This is a genomic window from Phyllobacterium sp. A18/5-2, from assembly GCF_025452215.1.
Taxonomy (GTDB): domain Bacteria; phylum Pseudomonadota; class Alphaproteobacteria; order Rhizobiales; family Rhizobiaceae; genus Phyllobacterium; species Phyllobacterium sophorae.
In genome coordinates this window covers 145,255-162,120 of sequence record NZ_CP104968.1, presented here as the reverse complement: position 1 = coordinate 162,120, position 16,866 = coordinate 145,255, and the positions used below count along the sequence as shown (strand labels likewise).

The window sequence follows — 16,866 nt, the reverse complement described above, 5'->3', positions numbered from 1 at the left end:
TGGAATGCGAGGATCCCGAATGCCTATTCGAATGACATTTCTTGCCGTTACTGCCGGACTTGCCCTGTTGGCATCTCAAGGCAGCACCTACGCCGACGACAAGGCAGCCGCTGCGGTTGCCGCCGACGACAACGGCAAATATACCGACAAGGAGGGGAGCCCAACATTCAAGATACAAGAGGACGGTACAGTCGATTGGTATAGCTATAGCGGTTATCGCCGGTTCAACTCGGAATGCCATGTATGCCATGGGGCCGATGGTGCTGGATCGTCCTTTGCACCGGCTCTTGCCAACTCGCTTAAGGCGATGAGCTATGCCGATTTTCTTTCAATTGTTGCTGAGGGCCGCAAGAACTTGAGCGCTGGCAAGGAAAACGTCATGCCGGCGTTTGGCAACAACAAGAATGTCTACTGTTATATGGATGACCTTTATGTCTATCTGCGCGCGCGCGCCGTTGGAGATCTTCCGCGAGGGCGTCCTGCAAAACATGAGGACAAGCCCCAAGCTGCCAAAGATGCGGAAGCATCCTGCATGGGTGGATAAGATGATGCGGCATCGGCGAGCTTTAGTGAAATGGATCGGCGGTTGCATGATGGCAGCAATCATCGCCGCCCCAGCCGGCGTTCTCGCTCAAGGGGCTGGTCTCGGCGCTGCCGGCGAACTGGTTGATCCAGATGTGCTGCGCGTTTGTGCGGACCCATCCAATATGCCGTTCTCGGATGAGAGCGGCAAGGGCTTGAAAACAAGCTGGCCGACCTCGTGGCGGCAAAGACCGGACGCAAATCGGTAGCCTATACATGGTATCCGATGTCGACGGGATTTGTGCGCAATACGCTGCGGGCGAACCGCTGTGATGTCATCATGGGGTACGCGCAAGGCGACGAACTCGTCCAGAACACCAATGCCTATTACCGCTCGACCTACGTAATGATCTACAAGAAAAACAGTGGCCTTGATGGTGTGGACACGATCGAGGACCGCAAGTTGGCAGACAAGAAAATCGGAGTCGTCGCCGGAACGCCGCCGTCAGCCAATCTGGCCAAAGCCGGCTACATGCGCAATGTCCATCCCTATCCGCTCATGGTCGACACGCGTCTTGCGCCTTCCATGGCTGACGTCATGCTGAAGGAACTCAAGAGCGGTGTGATTGATGTAGCGATCCTCTGGGGTCCGATGGCCGGATATTACGCGAAAGAAATTGATCCAGATCTGACGATTGTGCCGCTGGTGAAGGAAAAGTCCGGGCATATGGCGTACCGCATTACCATGGGCGTGCGGCCCTCTGATCAGGAATGGAAACGCACACTGAACAAGGTCATCAGGGAGAACCAGGCGGATATCAATAGGATATTGCTCGATTACCAGGTTCCGCTGATCGATGAGAATAACAAGCCGATTACGCAATAGCTGGGCATTGAGGACCGTGGACAGGGAGTAACGTGAGAAAACGGGTTTGGAATTGTTTTAGCATAATGGCTGTTTTGCTCGTCATGATGACGACTGCAGCGTTAGCGACTGAGACTGTGCCGGAGCCCGAAGCATACAGGACCGAGAACTACCGTGCCCCGGTTCCTGCGACGTTGAAAGGAGCGACGGTTGTCACCACAAGTGAGACTATTGCCCTTTGGAAAGACAGGTCGGCTGTGTTTGTCGATGTCCTTCCCCACGATCCTAAGCCGGCAAATCTTCCGGCTGGAACGATCTGGAAGGAAAAAATACGGGAGAATATTCCCGAAAGTATCTGGCTCCCCAATGTCGGATACGGAGTCATAAACAAGGAGACGGAAGCCTACTTCCGTAAAGGCCTGAAGTCTCGATTGGGAGACGACATGAATCGAAAGGTGCTTTTCTACTGTATGGCGCGTTGCTGGATGTCGTGGAATGCTGCCAAAAGGGCCGTAGAGTGGGGATACCGGTCAGTCTTCTGGTACCCTTTGGGCACCGATGGATGGGTGGCGGCGAAGCAGCCTACACAAAGAAGTGCACCGTATTAATTCAGAATCCTGCGCCAGGGTGGCGTATGATGCCGGAGAGAAAGATCAGTCGCTGATCTTTGATTGAGAAGGAGGAAAGCATGAAGAAAACATGGACAAAGCCTACCATGTGCCAGGTTGCTGCAGGGATGGAACTTTCCCGTTACCTGCCAGCCGAATTGAAAGCAAAGAAGTAACTCCAACCATCGCCCTGCGCGATCTGATTGCGTGGGGCGACTTGGGTTTGATCATGGCGCTGGTTAATGGGTTCCGGCTTAAGGAAATTTGCCCGTAATGCGATTGAAAATCATCGGCTCCGCGGCAGGGGGTGGATTTCCACAGTGGAATTGCAATTATCGATTGAGCCGTGGCGCGAGGAGTGGCGAAGCACATGTTCGGCCCCGGACTCAATCCAGCCTAGCCGCCTGCGCAAACGGGAGTGACTGGGTCTTGTTCAATGCCTCGCCGGATATCCGCCAGCAGATCGCGGCAACGCCGGAGCTTCAACCACTGGCTGCCGGTCCGTTGCGTGGTACCCCGATCCGGGCGGTTATTTTGACCAATGCCGATATTGATCATATCGCGGGGTTACTCAGCTTGCGCGAGCGCGAGCCGTTCGCGATCTATGCGACGCGCCGTGTGCTGCAGGTTCTCGACGCCAATTCCATATTCAACGTGCTCGACCGTTCAATCGTCCAGCGGCGTGAACTCGTGCTCGGCGCAACGACCGATATTTTGAATGTGAATGGCGAGCCGACTGGCATCGCGGTTGAGACATTTGCCGTTCCGGGCAAGGTTGCGCTGTTTCTTGAAGACCAGACAAAAGCCGCCGACGGTTATGGCACGCAGGAGGGTGATACGATTGGCCTGCGCATTTCCTCGCGCATCGAGGAACGTGCGGCCTTCTATATTCCCGGTTGCGCCCTTATTGACCACGCCCTGAAGGAACGTCTGTCCGGTGCCGATTGCCTCCTATTCGACGGAACAGTCTTCACCGATGACGAAATGATTGCGGCGGGAGTGGGGGCAAAGACCGGTGCGCGGATGGGGCATTTGCATATTTCCGGCGAGGACGGTTCGATGGTTTCCCTCGCGGATATTGGCATCAAGCGGCGGATCTATGTGCATATCAACAATACCAACCCGATTCTCGATGAAATCTCGCCTGAACATGCGGCAGTAAATGGGGCAGGATGGGAAGTTGCCTATGATGGTATGGAGGTGCGGCTTTGAACGAATTTAGCGATGCGGCACGAGACGGGTTGTCTCCGGCGGGACTTGAGGCGGTCCTGCGTGAAGTGGGTGCTGCCCGTTACCATAACCGGCATCCATTCCATCACCAGATGATGAGTGGTGCTTTGACGAAAGCGCAGATGCAGGCCTGGGCACTCAACCGCTATTGCTACCAGTCGGTCATTCCGCGCAAGGATGCGATGATCATCGCGCGATCCGAGGACCCGGAATTTCGCGCAGAATGGCGCAAGCGGGTAGAAGATCATGATGGCCGTGATGGCTGGAGCGGCGGAATCGCGCGATGGCTGAAGCTGGCGACGGGCCTTGGCCTCGATGCCGATCTGGTCAAGAGTGAAAAGCTCGCGCTGCCCGCCACGCGTTTTGCGGTCGGTGCCTATCTATCCTTCTGTACCAATCGAACCCTGCTCGAGGCCGTCGCATCGTCACTGACGGAATTGTTCTCACCGGTTATCATTGGCGAGCGCGTTCCAGCCATGCTGGCGAACTATGATTATGTGACCAAAGATATTCTCGCCTATTTTGACAAGCGCCCCGCGCAGGCATCGCGCGATTCCGACTTTGCGCTGGCCTATGTGATGAAACATGCAGGCACGCCTGAAAAACAGCAGGCGGTGATCGATGCGTTGGTTTTCAAGTGCGACGTGCTGTGGGCTATGCTGGACGGCCTTGCGCATGCGTATGGTGAGAAGGGCAATATTCCGCCCGGTGCCTTTGACCCGGAGGCGGCATGATCGAGACAACCCGCGTTCGCACAGTTCTGTCGATGCACTCGAAGCCGGTTTTGAAGCAGCATGTGCGGCTCCAATATGATAAGGTGCGCGCAGCGTGGGCGCTCTTGTCGCCAGAGCGGGTGTTCTGGCCCAATGAAGTCAGTCTCGACATTCTGCGCCTCTGTGACGGCCGGCACAGCGTGGCGCAGATGATTGTCCTGCTTGGTGATCAATATGGAGCGGACGAAGCGGAGATTGCGCCGGATGTGACCGGCTTTCTCCAGGAATGGTCCGACAAGTTTCTGGTGACGCTATGACGGAACCTGTCCTGCCTCCGATCGGCATGCTGGCTGAGTTGACACATCGCTGCCCGCTGCAATGCGCTTATTGCTCCAATCCCGTCGAACTCCTGAAAGCCAACCGGGAAATGGATACGCAAGGGTGGATTTCCCTGTTCGAGCAAGCAGCAGATCTGGGTGTCCTGCAGGTTCACCTTTCCGGCGGCGAACCAACCTTGCGAACCGATCTTGCCGAGCTGATTGCCAGTCTTGCCCGGCGCGGTGTCTATACCAATCTCATAACAGCGGGCGTTGGAATTGCCGAGGGCCGAATCGAAGCCTTCGCCGAGGCCGGGCTTGATCATGTTCAACTCAGTTTTCAGGGTGCCTTTGCCGCGACAACGGAAAAGATCGGCAATTCTCGCGGCGCGCATGAGAAAAAGCTCGATACTGCCAGGCGCATCCGGAAAGCCGGATTACCGCTGACGATCAATGCACCCATCCATCGCCACAATATGGAGGAAGTGCCGGACTTCATCGAGCTGGCGCTCTCCCTAGGCGCCGAGCGGCTGGAAATCGCCAATGTGCAGTACGCGGGTTGGGCGCTCCTCAATCGCAAGGCACTGATGCCGGAGCGGGAAGCAGTCGAGCGGCAGGTTGAGATCGTCGAGGAGGCGCAGGAGCGCTTGCGCGGCATCATGACCATTGATTTCGTTACGCCCGACTATTTTGCCGTCTATCCCAAACCCTGTATGGGTGGCTGGGCACGCGATGCATTCATGGTTGCGCCGGATGGCACTGTCCTTCCGTGCCATGCGGCCGGCACGATCAAATCGCTAAGTTTTGAGCGCTTCGGCGACTGGGATCTCAGCCGGATCTGGCATGAATCGTCAGCATTCAGTGCCTTCCGTGGAACAGACTGGATGCAGGAGCCGTGCCGAAGCTGCGAACGTCAGGAGATCGATTGGGGTGGCTGCCGCTGTCAGGCCATGGCGATCGCTGGCGATGCGGCCGCCACCGATCCGGCCTGTATCAAATCTCCATTGCATGCCCGGATGGGGGCTCTGATCACGGAAGCAATCAATACAAAGGCGTCAGATGAGGCGTCAGACGCCTTCACTTACCGGCGCATCGGGCGGGTTGCCGAGCCTATTGCTTGATCATCGACTGGCCGATCGTCTTTGATAGCCCGTAGAGGCGCTGCTCGATGATCGTTGGAACTTCGCAAACATAGGTCAACGATTGTACCCGCTCTTCGAAGATGCGCGTTTCCCATTTCAGCTGTTCGTCACGCCTGTCCAATTCTTCCGGATCGGTATCGGGTTTCGCCCGCATGGCATCGACGGCGGAAGCTTCCTTGCGCAGGTCTGCCGCAAGGTCTCGCTGCTTGGCCGCGTAGCGCGAAATCCCCGCAACAACCTGTTCGCGCTCACGGTTCAGCGTTTCGAACAGTCCCTGAAACAATTGAAAAAGCTTGTCATTCAACTGCTCCTTCGGCAGGCTTGTGGCATATTCAACGATCTGCTTCTGAGCGACGTCCAACGGGGTGCGCCGTGGCGCCAATTCTGCGACAAGCTCGTTGATTTTCGTATCGGCATTCCAGCTTTTTGCGGCCTCCGGAATGTCGGGACCGCTCCACACCTGGCCGACCGAAAGTTCAGGTACCTTGCGCTGGATGCATGGCCAGCTCGGGTCGTTGCTTGCTGCTGCAAACGTTGCGTTGGATGAAGCTAGGATAAGGGCGGCCGCAGTGCCAATGATGATGCGCAATCGTTTCAATTGTTTCCGCCCTCCTGCTTCTTGATGATGAGGCCCCTTGATGGGTCGTAGGCAATGATTGCGCCTGCGATAAAAACGAAAGTGAAGGCGCAGACCACTGCAAGCGAGGTCCATTCGATCTGTCCGTAAAAGGCAAATCGCACCAGTTCGACAGCATAGGTGAATGGATTAAGCAGGCAGATTTTGTAGAGAAGCGGGCTTGCCTCCTGCACACGCCAGAGCGGGTAGAGTGCGGAAGAGGCGAAATACATCGGGAAAATAACGAAATTCATGATGCCGGCGAAGTTTTCCAGCTGCTTGATCATGGAGGACAGTAGCATACCGAGCGCACCCAGCATCATCCCTGACAGGAAGAGCGCAGGCAGTGTCAGGAAATAGCCGGACACCGGGGCCTTCACGCCCCAGAACCAGGCGATGAACAGGAATGCATAGACCTGGATAATCGAAACGGCGACCCCGGCCAGAAGCTTCGATATCAACAGGAACCAGCGCGGGAACGGACTAACGAGCAGTGTGCGCATATTTCCCATCTCCCGGTCATAAACCATGGACAACGAAGATTGCATGCCGCTGAATAGCAGGATCATGCCGCAAAGACCGGGTGTGATGTAGACCTCGTAGAGCACATAGGTTTGATAGGGCGGAATGATTGAAACGCCGAGAACCTGGCGGAACCCTGCTGCAAAGATGAAGAGCCACAGCAGTGGCCGGACCAGCGACGAGATGAAGCGCTCGCGCTGATTGAGGTAGCGCAGACCTTCGCGAACGAGAATGCCCTTGAGGCAGATGAGATATTGCATCGGGCCAAAGCGCTTGCGGGCAATTGATGGAACAATGCGGCCGGTATTGGTGATATCTGTCATGGCCTGTGTCCCGGGTTCAACGCAACAATGCCGGTAAGCCGCGAAAAGGCTTCGTTGATGGTCGTGCCGCCTGCAGCCTTGACCACATCGTTCACCGAGCCATTGGCTACCAATCTTCCCCGGTCCAGCACAATGACCTGATCGGCATGATTGACCTCATCGATCAGGTGGGTCGCCCAGAGAACGCTGATCCCATTGTCGTGGACCAGCTTGCGAATGTCAGCGAGGATTGTAGCGCGTGACTTGATATCGAGCCCGACGGTCGCTTCGTCGAGCAGCAGCAGCGATGGCTGATGCAACAGGGCGCGGATGATCTCGACGCGCCTGATTTGCCCGCCCGAAAGACTGCGTGCCTTCTCATACAAACGATCGCTCATGTCGATCGATTGCAGCAGTTCGTTAATGCGCTGGTTCGCTTCCCGTGCCCCGATCCCGTGCAGCGACGCGTGATAGGACAGGTTCTGGTGCACCGACAGATCGAGGTCCAGTGTTCGTGCCTGAAATACGATCCCGAGGCGCCGCAGCGCGTCACCTGGCCTGCGGTTTATTTCATGGCCGAAAACATGGATCCGGCCCTTTCGGGTTGCAAAGAGATGGCTGATCAGTGAGAAAAGTGTCGTTTTGCCGGCGCCGTTCAATCCGAGCAGCACAGCGAACCGGCCCGGCGGGATGGAAAACGAAATGTCATCCAGCGCCTGCCGTTTGCCATAGGCATAGCTCACGGATGCAAGTTCAAGCGCCGGAATGCTGGCCTCCGGCAATGACTTGCCTTGAACGTCTTTCAATCCGGCATTTGGACTCATCGTGCTCCACCCTTGATACCTTGTCGGGCCGTTGAAATACCTGCGCCCTATTTGATCGTTATCTTACCCTTCATCCCCTTGTCGGCAAGGTCTGGAACCGACCAGGTATATTCGCCTGGCCTTACTGCTGTGAACTGGACATTGATCGTGCCCGGCGCGTCGAATTCGAGCCAGGCCGGGGCACCGTTCATATGCACCTCAAGATCATTTATGACGATCTGGTTCATCCAGACATTGCGAAAGAGATCGGTGACGAACTTGTATTCCAGCCCTGCGGCGGACGTAATCTTCCAGCGGTAGCCCTGTCCGGCAAGCAGCTCGAAATCCTTCTGATTCACGGCAAAATCATCTGTCTTCGCACCGAGAATGAGTTCGGGCACATTCTTGCTGGCGCGGGTGACCGCCGGCGCTTTCGTCTGCGCTTCTGCTTTGGGCTTTGCCGTCGCCTGATCGTCATCATCGTCGTCCGCCTGTGCAAAAGCCAATGACGGAGCGATTACGATGCTGAGAAATGCGGCCCGTGCGAATGATTTGCAGTTCGTCATATTCTTCCTCCCTTGCGGTATTTTCAGTTTAGTTGGGCGACACTGTCACACCCCACGGCAACTGCCCGACTGTGACTGACTTGACCGGTTCGTCCGTTGCTGTGTCGATGAAGGTGATGTCGTTCGACAGGCCGTTCGTGCTGATGATACTCTTGCCGTCCGGCGTGAATGCCAGCTGCCAGACGCGCTGTCCCACCAATATGTATTTCTCCACTTCGTAGGTCTCGGCGTTGACGACTGCGACACGGTTGGCGGGACCCAGCGCGACGTACGCCTTTTTGCCGTCGGCCGTGATGCGGACACCGACCGGTTGGATCTGCTCGGCACGCAATCCCTGAATTTCGAAAGTGATCTTATGCGTCACCTCGCGCTTCTGGTTGTCGATCACTGATACAGTTCCACCAATTTCCGCCGAGACCCAGACCTCCGACCCGTCCGGCTTGAACTGGGCAAAGCGTGGCCGGGAATCGACCAGCACATTGTTGGTGATTTCGTGGGTGGATGTATCGATGAAATGCGCCATGTTGGTTGTTTCAGAGGTGTTGACCATGGTTCTTCCATCGGGGCTGATGCCCATCCCTTCAGGTTCCACGCCCACCGGTATTTCCGCAAGCACGCCTTTCGTCTCGACGTCGATCACCGTGACAAGATTGTCGTCTTCGTTGGCGATATAGAGCGTCTTCCCATCTGGCGACAGGACAAATAGCTCCGGATCGGGACCGGATGGAAGTGAGCCGACGATCTCATTCGTACTGGTGTCGATGATCTCGACCGTGTCGTCGTCGCTGGCACATACATACAGCAGCTTTCCATCGTGGGAGATGGTGATCCCGCGTGGACGCTGGCCGACGTCGATTGTCTTGACCACCTCCATCGTCGTGGAATCGACGACGGTGACGGTATTGTCCTTCTCGTTGGAGACGTAGACCATATTTGCCCATGCGGGCTGTGCAAACAACGGCACCGCCACGGTCGCAGCGAGCAAGCACGAATGTCGTCGCATTTTGTCCTCCCAATTCACTGTTCATTAGTTGAGCTTGCATTTGGTCTCCGGCCGGTCGACCCCCATCGTGTCGAGCTCCGAAAATTGGTGCAGGAAGCCTTCCTGCGGCGAGGTGGAGACGACGCTATGCCCGTCGCCTAGCAGGATCGGTTGTCTCAACTGCCAGTTCCAGTTTCGAAATGTCACTTTCTGGCCCTTGAAGGCTGCGATCGAAAAGTCGTCCGCCTTAATGAAGGCCTCCACCTGGGCCGGGTCGTTTCCCTTGGTACGCGTAACAGCCTCGCCCAGTATCCGAACTGCCGTCCAGGCCTGCATGTCTTTCGACAGCATCCTGCGCCCGTTCGCCTTGTCAAAACGATTCTGAATCTGGGAGCCACCCCATTGTTCACTGGCGGGGTGCCAGCTCGAGGGAACAAGCCCGGCGGTTCCCGCAACGGGCCGTGGGGTCCAAGTACGGTAGGGCACATAACTGCCGAATACTTCGCTCTCGTCGGCGACGACGACCACATCATGCTCGGGCAGGTTTTGCGTAAAGACCGGCATCTGCTTCTGCACCTGGATCACGCCGGTATCGGTCCGGCGGGCGGTGCCTTTGTCCTCGTACACACGCTCCTCGACGATCGTTGCCCCGAACCGTGCCGCGGCGCGGCGAATGGCATCGGCGTAGAGCTGGTCGCGTTCGTGCGAGCCATAGAGCAGCACCCATTTGCGCCATTGTTTCCAGACAAGGTATTGGGCCAGACCGTCGGCAAGCATGGTTCGTGTCGGCGCCGTATGGAACACGTTCGATCGGCACTGTTCTTCTCGCAGGATGTCGTCCGTCGCGCCAACATTGAAAAGCAGGGCACCGCTATCCTTTGCGAGGTCCGCAATCGACAGCAATTGCTTGGCAGAAATATCGGTCAAAATGAAGCGATCGCCGCGAGCGAGCATTTCCTTGAAAACGGGGACGACGTCCGCATCAAATTTCGTCTCGATAACATCGAGCGCAAAACTCTGACTAAGGAACTTGCCGGTGGTATTGTTGTCGTTGATGGCGACGTTGGCGCCGGCTACACCCTCATCGCGGGGAGGGATGTCGAGCACAGAAAGAGCAAGCTGCGGTTCATAGGCGCGAAGATAACCCATCCGGGTTTCGGTGACCGGTTTTGTCGTTTTATCTGTCGATGCCTGTTGCGCATGCAACTCAGACACGTTGACGAAGAGCAAAAAAAAGCCGAATAAAAACACAAGAGTGTCTGGCACCATACTCTTCATGACCGTACCATTCGGATTTGCCGCCATTCGCATGATGGCGGTCGCTTAAGAACAGAGGTGCCCATAGTGTTTTTAAACAACCCCGCCATTATCTCAACCCTCAAAGTCATCTTTTCGTGGGGTTCGGGCAAAATTCTTTACCGCTGCGAAGGGGCCCGCTGATGACCAAGATGCTTGCGAGTGTGCAAAACCGGCAGGAAGCGGAAATCGTCTTCCAGAATGGTGCGGATATTATCGATCTGAAGGATCCTGCAAACGGGGCTCTGGGAGCGGTCGGACCAGACAAGCTATTGGAAGTTATCAATTTTATTTCAGGCAGGCGGCCTGTTAGTGCTGCATGTGGTGATCTTCCGATGGAGCCGGAAACCATCCGCCGCAAGGTGGAGGAAATCGCCGCGACAGGTGTGGATTATATCAAGATCGGCTTCTTCCCCTTTGGTCAATTGGCCGCCTGCATGGGGATATTGAAGTCACTCGCCGCGCACAAAAAATTGATTGCCGTGGTCTTTGCCGACCACCGGAATGAATATGAAGAAGGCCTGGCCGAACAATTTGCTGCTGCCGGTTTTCACGGGGTTATGATCGATACTGCCAAGAAATCGGCGGGCCGCCTGCTCGATCACATGACGCCCGACCAGATTGGCCATTTCGTCAAGGATTGCCAGTCGCACGGATTGATGTCCGGGGTCGCGGGATCGCTTGAGGCGCCGGATGTGCCGCGGTTGTTGGCCTTCAAGCCGGATTTTCTTGGCTTTCGCGGCGCCTTGTGTGCCGGTTTGAGCCGCAACTCGCCAGTCGATGCGCTAGCGACGGCAAAAATACGGGCTCTGATCCCAGACGCACAGGGGCCAGGCGCACCAACTGGCGTCGACTATAAACTCCTCGCGGCGCGCGGCTATTTCCCCGATCCGGCCGAGGCCGGGCTCGGCACCGACAAGATTTTTGTCCGTGATTTTGTTCTGCCGGTCCAGATCGGCGCCTATAGTTTCGAACATGGCAAGTCACAGAAGGTGCGGTTCGACGTCACGGTCGACGTTTTGCGGGTGACGCGCAATCCAGAGGACATGCGCCACGTCGTCTCCTACGATCTTATCATGGATGGCATTCGGGCTATTGTTGCGCAGGGACATGTCGAACTTGCCGAGACGCTGGCGGAACAGGTTGCTGCATTCGTTCTGGAAAATCCCCGTGTTACCCGGGTCGTGGTGCGGGCAGAAAAACTTGAACTTGGACCGGGCGGTGTTGGTGTCGAGATCGAACGCAAAAGTGATGCCAAGAATTCGGCGAAATCCAGACATACTGCAGGCAAGCCAGAAGCTGTGCACGCACATGGAGGCAGGAAGGGCGCATCTTCATGAAGCCACTCGTGGTGAAACTGGGAGGAAGCACGGCGGGTCATGAGGAAATGCAGCGCTGGATCGCCGTTCTGACGACGGCGACTTTTCCGCTCGTTGTCGTACCGGGTGGTGGCCCGTTTGCCGATCGGGTCAGGGTTTCGCAAAAAAGTCTCGCCTATTCGGATAAAGCGGCCCATGCGATGGCGATCCTTGCCATGGACCAGTTCGGCATTGTCATCGCAGAGTGCAACATGCGCCTGCAACCAGCACGATCGTTAAAGGAAATTCGCGAAGTTCTGGTGGCTGGTGACATACCGGTGTGGCTTCCATCATCCATGACGATCGGCGCGCCGGACATTCCCTGTTCCTGGGACGTAACATCGGATTCACTCAGCGCTTGGCTGTGCAGGCAATTGGACACGAATACGCTGCTGCTGATCAAACAAACCGAGGAGTACGTGGCTTATTCCCGTGTGTCAGACCTCACCGGCGCCGGCATTGTCGACGGAATGCTGCCCGCGATGCTGGGACGATATACACGCCTCCACATCGCAGGTCCGCAAGCGTTGCGTACGCTCGATTTGCCCTTGGCGACGATCCCCGGACGCATGATCATGCAGCACAAAATGACCGCCGAAGGAATGGTTGCGCAATGACACAGCTTCATACGCCGCGATGGGCTTGGGCCCTGACCGGTTCTGGCCATTTCTTCGTAGAGAGCTTCGATTTGATCCGCACGCTCGAACATTGCGATGTCTTCGTTTCGAAGGCCGCAAATGAAGTGCTGCGCATGTACGGGCTGAAACTCGACTTTCCCGAAACCATGAGGGTGCTGCATGACAAGACAGCAAGTTCCATCCCCATAGGCGGTTTCTATCATGGCGTCTATCATACGGCGGTTATTGCACCCGCCACATCGAACACCGTAGCGAAATGCGTCGTCGGGATTTCCGATTCGCTGCCGACGAATGTCTATGCGCAGGCGGGAAAGTGTCTGGTGCCGTCGATTGTTTTCGCTTGTGACACGGCACCTGAACTTGAAACCATGGCTCCGGGAGGGTTGGTCAAGGTTTATCCCCGGCCCATCGATCTCGAAAATACGGCCCGGCTCAAGACTTATGAGCGCACACACGTGGTTGAATCTCTTGCCGAGTTGCAAGCGGCAATTGCCGAGCGCCAGAAAGTGATCGCCGACAATGGCTGAGCATCTGCTGTTTCTGACTGGCCATCTTGCCCGTTCGCGGGTGGAACGCGTGCTGGCCGACCTTGGGCAGACGGCGTTTTCCTATGAGATCGTGGATATCGGTGTGAAAGTCGCCGCTCTGATGACGGAAGAGATCATCTCGCGTCGGCTGAAGCAGCCTCTGACTGGCGACCGGGTTATCCTCCCCGGGCGTTACCGCGGCGATCTTGGCCGGCTAAGCGAGCGGTTCGGTGTTTCCTTCATCCGCGGTCCGGACGAAGTCTCGGATTTGCCGGTTTTTCTCGGGCGCGTCGGCAAACCAATCGATCTTTCAAGACATGACATGCGTATTTTTGCAGAAATCGTCGACGCCTCGGCACTGTCGCTTGACACATTGATGCAACGTGCCTTGACGCTGGCGGCTGCCGGAGCGGATGTGATCGACCTTGGCTGTCTTCCCGAAACGCCGTTTCCGCATCTCGCCGAAGCGGTTCGCAGCCTCAAGCAACAGGGTCTTTGCGTCAGCGTGGATTCAGCGAACCTTGAAGAACTCGAGACCGGTGCTGCTGCCGGAGCGGATTATCTCCTCAGTCTCACCGAAGAGACGATCGGCCTGGCAATCAAATATGGCGTCACGCCGATTCTCATTCCCGCCGTTCCGGGAGATCTGGATCTCGCTCGGCCGTGCGATCCGTGCTGCGAAGGCTGCGAACATTCCCTTCATTGCTGATCCCGTGCTCGATCCCATCCACTTCGGTTTCGCCGCTTCGCTCGGGCGGTTCATGGAGGCGCGCCGCCGCTGGCCCGATGCCCCGATGATGATGGGTACTGGCAATCTGACTGAACTGACCGATGCCGATTCATCCGGGGTGACGGCTCTCCTTGCCGGTCTTTGCTCGGAGCTTTCGATCGGCAACGTGCTGGTGGTCAATGTGAGCCCGCATACCGTACGCACGGTCGAGGAGCACGATCGCGCCCGCCGTATCATGTTTGCCGCCAAACAGGACCATGCTTTGCCGCGCGGCTATGATGCGGGCCTGTTGCAGATCCACGACCGCAAGCCGTATCCCAATAGTATTGAAGACATTGACGCTCTCGCCGCTGACGTGCGCGACGCCAATTTCCGCATCCTGACCGCCCCGGACGGTGTCCATATATTCAACGGCAAGGGCCATCACGTATCCAGCGATGCTTTTGAACTTTTCCCGCGTCTCAACGTTGAAGGCGACGGAGCGCATGCTTTCTATCTGGGTGCGGAGCTGACCAAGGCCGAAATCGCCTGGAAACTTGGCAAGCGTTATGCTCAGGACGAGCCGCTCGCCTGGGGCGCGGCAGCCCCGGAGAAGCAACAGGACCGTACGCGACTGGCCGAAGCCGGGCACACGCTGCGAACCAAGAAGGATGTGGCGCCATGACCTACATCAGGGAGACCATCATTACCACGGTCGATGCCGATGGCGCCGTCCATATCGCCCCGCTCGGAATTATCCAGGAGGCGGACGGCTGGATCATCGCGCCGTTCCGGCCCTCAAAGACGCTGGAAAACCTGGCTGCTGTTCCCTATGCCATCGCCAATTATACTGACGACATGCTGGTCTTTGCCGGATGTCTGACTGGCCATAAAGACTGGCCAGCCGTTCCCGTCGAGAACTGTCCGGTACCGCGACTTCAGGCTGCGCTCAGCCATTCCGTCCTGCACGTCGAGATCAATCAAGGATGATGGCTTGCGGCCGCTTCATTTCTGCAAGGTGGTCTCGGAAGCGACCCATGCGCCCTTTACGGGACTCAATCGCGCCAAGGCTGCCGTGCTGGAACTCGCGATTCTGGTGAGCCGTCTGCACATGCTTCCTCCGGAGAAGATCGATGCCGAGATCGCTTATCTGATGATCGCCATTGAAAAAACGGCTGGACCCGATGAACATCAGGCTTGGTCTTGGCTCATGCAGCGGGTCAAGGATCATCGCGATGCGGCCGATGAAAAAGGCAAGGATGCGGTCGTGCATCACCACGGGGGCTATATCTAGATGGGACTATGCGCCCTGCAGATGCATTGAACCTAGCAAAGCGACCGCTGCAGCAGGCGCTGCCTTGCTGGCGTCGTCCCTAGCCTCCTCATTGGCAGGGATCAGCGAACCGAAATCCAGATAGGGCCGTTCGAGGCGCTTCGCGAGTTCTCTGATCTGCGGGCGCCCGATCCCTGCGCCGACCACTGGTGCCATGCGGTCCGGTGAAAGATTACAAGCGACGCGGAACGCTCCATCATGGATCATGCGCAGCTGGTGTTCGCTGAACCAGCGCACGATATCGATCCATTCGTTCTCATTGAGATCGGCGCCGTCGCGTCCGACCATGCGCGCCAGCCGTGCTATCGATCCCGCCGCCGATTTCGCTTGACGGTCAGCCGACGGATATTTGTCGTCCGCTTCGTCAAGCGTGCCAAGGATCTCGGCCGAGATCGGCGGTATTGGCGAAATATTCGTTCATCAGCGGTGTCATCCGCCCGCGAACGGGGACGAGACCCGCGATACCGATCAGGGCCGAGCGGGCGAAACCGGTATAGACGAGTTCGCCGGTTAATAGCCGCTCGGCATCCGAATAGCCAAGATTGGTCAGTTCGCCGTCTTTGAATGCAAGGATGTCAGTTGTTGTCGAACCCATATCGACGAACAGACCTGTGTTTGCCAGCTTTGCGCTCAGCAGGGCAGTGGCGTGCCAGTTGGCCGATGCGATATCGCTTCCAAGGCTGCGCGCGGAACCCACATCGCAGAAACCGGCGCGCCCGGCATAGATAAGTGTATTTTCTGTGCCGAATTCCTGTTGGATGAGGTCGAGCAGGCCGGCAACTCCCGCATCACGCGAAGCGAATGTGTCGGAAAGTTCGCCAGTCATGGTGAAGACATTGAAATTGTTTTCGGCGCTTAGCGGGTCAAGTTCCCGCAAGGCTTCACGCAACTGATCGACGCCGAGCCAAAGCGGTGTTTTCAGGATTTTCGCCGAGACAATCTTGCCGTTATGGCATTGGGCCATCTTCAGGTGGGCACCGCCCAGATCCCAACCCGTAACCAGGGGCTTTCCTTCGTTGGCAAATCGGGATTTCATGGGCACATCGTTCCTTGGATTTCACTCGTGCATATCATTCCGGTACTCGACATAAAAGATGGTCTCGTGGTTCGCGCAAGCATGGGCCATCGCGACAGCTATAAGCCCATTGAAACACCGCTCAGTCCGACCGCCAGCGTTCGCGATGTGGCCGATGGCCTGCGAACCGTCTATCCTTTTCCGGCATTGTATATTGCCGATCTTGACCGGATAGAACGCCGCTGCGAGCATTCCGCCTTGGAGCAGTTGCGGCCATTGATGCCGACCGAAAACATCTGGCTCGACGCCGGGTTCAGCGAACCGGAACAACTTGATAGCGCGCTTGCAATGGACCGGATATTCCCGGTTCTTGGGTCCGAGTCACAATCCGATATTTCCGTGCTGCAAGCGTTTTGCACCAACCCGCGGTTGATCCTGTCGCTCGATTTTCGTGGCGATGAGTTTCTGGGACCGCCGTCGATCCTTGAGAATGCGCAAAGCTGGCCGCCGCGTGTCATCGTCATGACGCTCGGCCGCATCGGCGCCAATGCAGGACCGGACCTCGACCGCCTGTCAGCGATTAAGCGCCGTGCGGGCAATCGTGCTGTCATCGCTGCTGGAGGCATCCGTGGTCTGCGGGATATTGAGCAGTTGCAGAAGCTTGGCATCTCGGCTGCGCTCGTGGCGACGGCGCTTCACAACGGTTCGCTGACACCGGAGGCGATTTCGTCTCTTATGCAAAATGACAACATCCTGAGCGGCTGAGAAGGGGAGGAAGATCGCTCCTTCTCCCCTTTCTCAT

Annotated in this window: 19 protein-coding genes and 3 pseudogenes; 14 read left to right on the top strand and 8 right to left on the bottom strand. The window is 56.9% G+C overall.

The features are described 5' to 3' along the window. The first annotated feature begins 19 nt into the window (after window positions 1–19). From N8E89_RS27230 to pqqE, 8 genes and pseudogenes are all read left to right on the top strand, one after another. Complete coding sequence (locus N8E89_RS27230; protein ID WP_262263636.1) at window positions 20–544, top strand: c-type cytochrome, methanol metabolism-related; 525 nt, start codon at window positions 20–22, stop codon at window positions 542–544. Between the two features lie 4 nt (window positions 545–548). Further along, window positions 549–1,408, top strand: a pseudogene (locus tag N8E89_RS27225) (substrate-binding domain-containing protein). 65 nt (window positions 1,409–1,473) lie between these two features. After that, window positions 1,474–1,995: a PQQ-dependent catabolism-associated CXXCW motif protein gene (locus tag N8E89_RS27220; protein ID WP_262263635.1), complete on the top strand. Its 522-nt coding sequence runs from the start codon at window positions 1,474–1,476 to the stop codon at window positions 1,993–1,995. A gap of 91 nt (window positions 1,996–2,086) precedes the next feature. Further along, window positions 2,087–2,269 carry a hypothetical protein gene (locus N8E89_RS27215; RefSeq protein WP_262263634.1) on the top strand — a complete coding sequence of 61 codons (183 nt, stop codon included), beginning with the start codon at window positions 2,087–2,089 and terminating at the stop codon, window positions 2,267–2,269. Continuing rightward, window positions 2,269–3,207, top strand: coding sequence for a pyrroloquinoline quinone biosynthesis protein PqqB (gene pqqB, locus N8E89_RS27210; protein ID WP_262263633.1), 939 nt, complete (start codon window positions 2,269–2,271; stop codon window positions 3,205–3,207). Before N8E89_RS27215 ends, pqqB begins: the two co-directional genes overlap by 1 nt. After that, a complete protein-coding gene (gene pqqC / locus N8E89_RS27205) occupies window positions 3,204–3,959 on the top strand; it encodes a pyrroloquinoline-quinone synthase PqqC (protein ID WP_262263632.1) in 756 nt (251 codons plus the stop codon). The genes pqqB and pqqC overlap by 4 nt, the downstream gene beginning before the upstream one ends. Beyond that, on the top strand, window positions 3,956–4,255 hold the full coding sequence (gene pqqD, locus N8E89_RS27200) for a pyrroloquinoline quinone biosynthesis peptide chaperone PqqD (protein ID WP_262263631.1): 300 nt from the start codon (window positions 3,956–3,958) through the stop codon (window positions 4,253–4,255). Before pqqC ends, pqqD begins: the two co-directional genes overlap by 4 nt. Then, complete coding sequence (gene pqqE, locus N8E89_RS27195) at window positions 4,252–5,376, top strand: pyrroloquinoline quinone biosynthesis protein PqqE (RefSeq protein WP_262263630.1); 1,125 nt, start codon at window positions 4,252–4,254, stop codon at window positions 5,374–5,376. The genes pqqD and pqqE overlap by 4 nt, the downstream gene beginning before the upstream one ends. Here pqqE and N8E89_RS27190 read toward each other — a convergent pair. Genes N8E89_RS27190 through N8E89_RS27165 form a run of 6 tightly spaced genes read right to left on the bottom strand, consistent with a single transcriptional unit; the run spans window position 5,366 to window position 10,466 of the window. After that, window positions 5,366–5,995: a hypothetical protein gene (locus N8E89_RS27190; protein WP_262263629.1), complete on the bottom strand. Its 630-nt coding sequence runs from the start codon at window positions 5,993–5,995 to the stop codon at window positions 5,366–5,368. The genes pqqE and N8E89_RS27190 overlap by 11 nt on opposite strands. Further along, the gene (locus N8E89_RS27185; protein ID WP_410010482.1) at window positions 5,992–6,858 is read right to left on the bottom strand and encodes a lanthanide ABC transporter permease protein PedC; all 867 of its coding nucleotides are present in this window, start codon (window positions 6,856–6,858) and stop codon (window positions 5,992–5,994) included. The genes N8E89_RS27190 and N8E89_RS27185 overlap by 4 nt, the downstream gene beginning before the upstream one ends. After that, on the bottom strand, window positions 6,855–7,661 hold the full coding sequence (locus tag N8E89_RS27180; RefSeq protein ID WP_262263628.1) for a lanthanide ABC transporter ATP-binding protein PedB/LutE: 807 nt from the start codon (window positions 7,659–7,661) through the stop codon (window positions 6,855–6,857). The genes N8E89_RS27185 and N8E89_RS27180 overlap by 4 nt, the downstream gene beginning before the upstream one ends. Before the next feature lie 47 nt (window positions 7,662–7,708). After that, entirely contained in the window at window positions 7,709–8,206 is a 498-nt protein-coding gene (locus N8E89_RS27175) for a cupredoxin domain-containing protein (protein WP_262263627.1), read from the bottom strand. A gap of 28 nt (window positions 8,207–8,234) precedes the next feature. Beyond that, window positions 8,235–9,209: a YVTN family beta-propeller repeat protein gene (locus N8E89_RS27170; protein ID WP_262263626.1), complete on the bottom strand. Its 975-nt coding sequence runs from the start codon at window positions 9,207–9,209 to the stop codon at window positions 8,235–8,237. A 24-nt stretch (window positions 9,210–9,233) separates the two neighbouring features. Beyond that, window positions 9,234–10,466 carry a lanthanide ABC transporter ABC transporter substrate-binding protein PedA1 gene (locus N8E89_RS27165; protein ID WP_262263704.1) on the bottom strand — a complete coding sequence of 411 codons (1,233 nt, stop codon included), beginning with the start codon at window positions 10,464–10,466 and terminating at the stop codon, window positions 9,234–9,236. Between the two features lie 161 nt (window positions 10,467–10,627). Here N8E89_RS27165 and N8E89_RS27160 point away from each other — a divergent pair, with 161 nt between their 5' ends. The 5 genes and pseudogenes from N8E89_RS27160 (at window position 10,628) to N8E89_RS27140 (ending at window position 15,010) form a co-directional block, all read left to right on the top strand. Beyond that, window positions 10,628–11,824, top strand: coding sequence for a (5-formylfuran-3-yl)methyl phosphate synthase (locus tag N8E89_RS27160; protein ID WP_262263625.1), 1,197 nt, complete (start codon window positions 10,628–10,630; stop codon window positions 11,822–11,824). After that, entirely contained in the window at window positions 11,821–12,459 is a 639-nt protein-coding gene (locus tag N8E89_RS27155; protein WP_262263624.1) for an amino acid kinase family protein, read from the top strand. Before N8E89_RS27160 ends, N8E89_RS27155 begins: the two co-directional genes overlap by 4 nt. After that, window positions 12,456–13,007, top strand: coding sequence for a flavoprotein (locus N8E89_RS27150; RefSeq protein WP_262263623.1), 552 nt, complete (start codon window positions 12,456–12,458; stop codon window positions 13,005–13,007). Before N8E89_RS27155 ends, N8E89_RS27150 begins: the two co-directional genes overlap by 4 nt. Further along, window positions 13,000–14,401 (top strand): annotated as a pseudogene (locus tag N8E89_RS27145) (DUF6513 domain-containing protein). The gene N8E89_RS27150 and the pseudogene N8E89_RS27145 overlap by 8 nt, the downstream one beginning before the upstream one ends. Then, window positions 14,398–15,010: pseudogene (locus tag N8E89_RS27140) on the top strand (DUF447 domain-containing protein). The pseudogenes N8E89_RS27145 and N8E89_RS27140 overlap by 4 nt, the downstream one beginning before the upstream one ends. Before the next feature lie 6 nt (window positions 15,011–15,016). Here N8E89_RS27140 and N8E89_RS27135 read toward each other — a convergent pair. After that, the gene (locus N8E89_RS27135; RefSeq protein WP_262263622.1) at window positions 15,017–15,337 is read right to left on the bottom strand and encodes a hypothetical protein; all 321 of its coding nucleotides are present in this window, start codon (window positions 15,335–15,337) and stop codon (window positions 15,017–15,019) included. A gap of 76 nt (window positions 15,338–15,413) precedes the next feature. Next, window positions 15,414–16,085, bottom strand: a complete 672-nt coding sequence (locus tag N8E89_RS27130) for a hydantoinase/oxoprolinase family protein (protein ID WP_262263621.1) — start codon at window positions 16,083–16,085, stop codon at window positions 15,414–15,416. Between the two features lie 27 nt (window positions 16,086–16,112). Between N8E89_RS27130 and N8E89_RS27125 the strand changes: the two genes are divergently transcribed. Continuing rightward, window positions 16,113–16,829: a HisA/HisF-related TIM barrel protein gene (locus N8E89_RS27125; RefSeq protein ID WP_262263620.1), complete on the top strand. Its 717-nt coding sequence runs from the start codon at window positions 16,113–16,115 to the stop codon at window positions 16,827–16,829. Window positions 16,830–16,866: the final 37 nt, after the last annotated feature.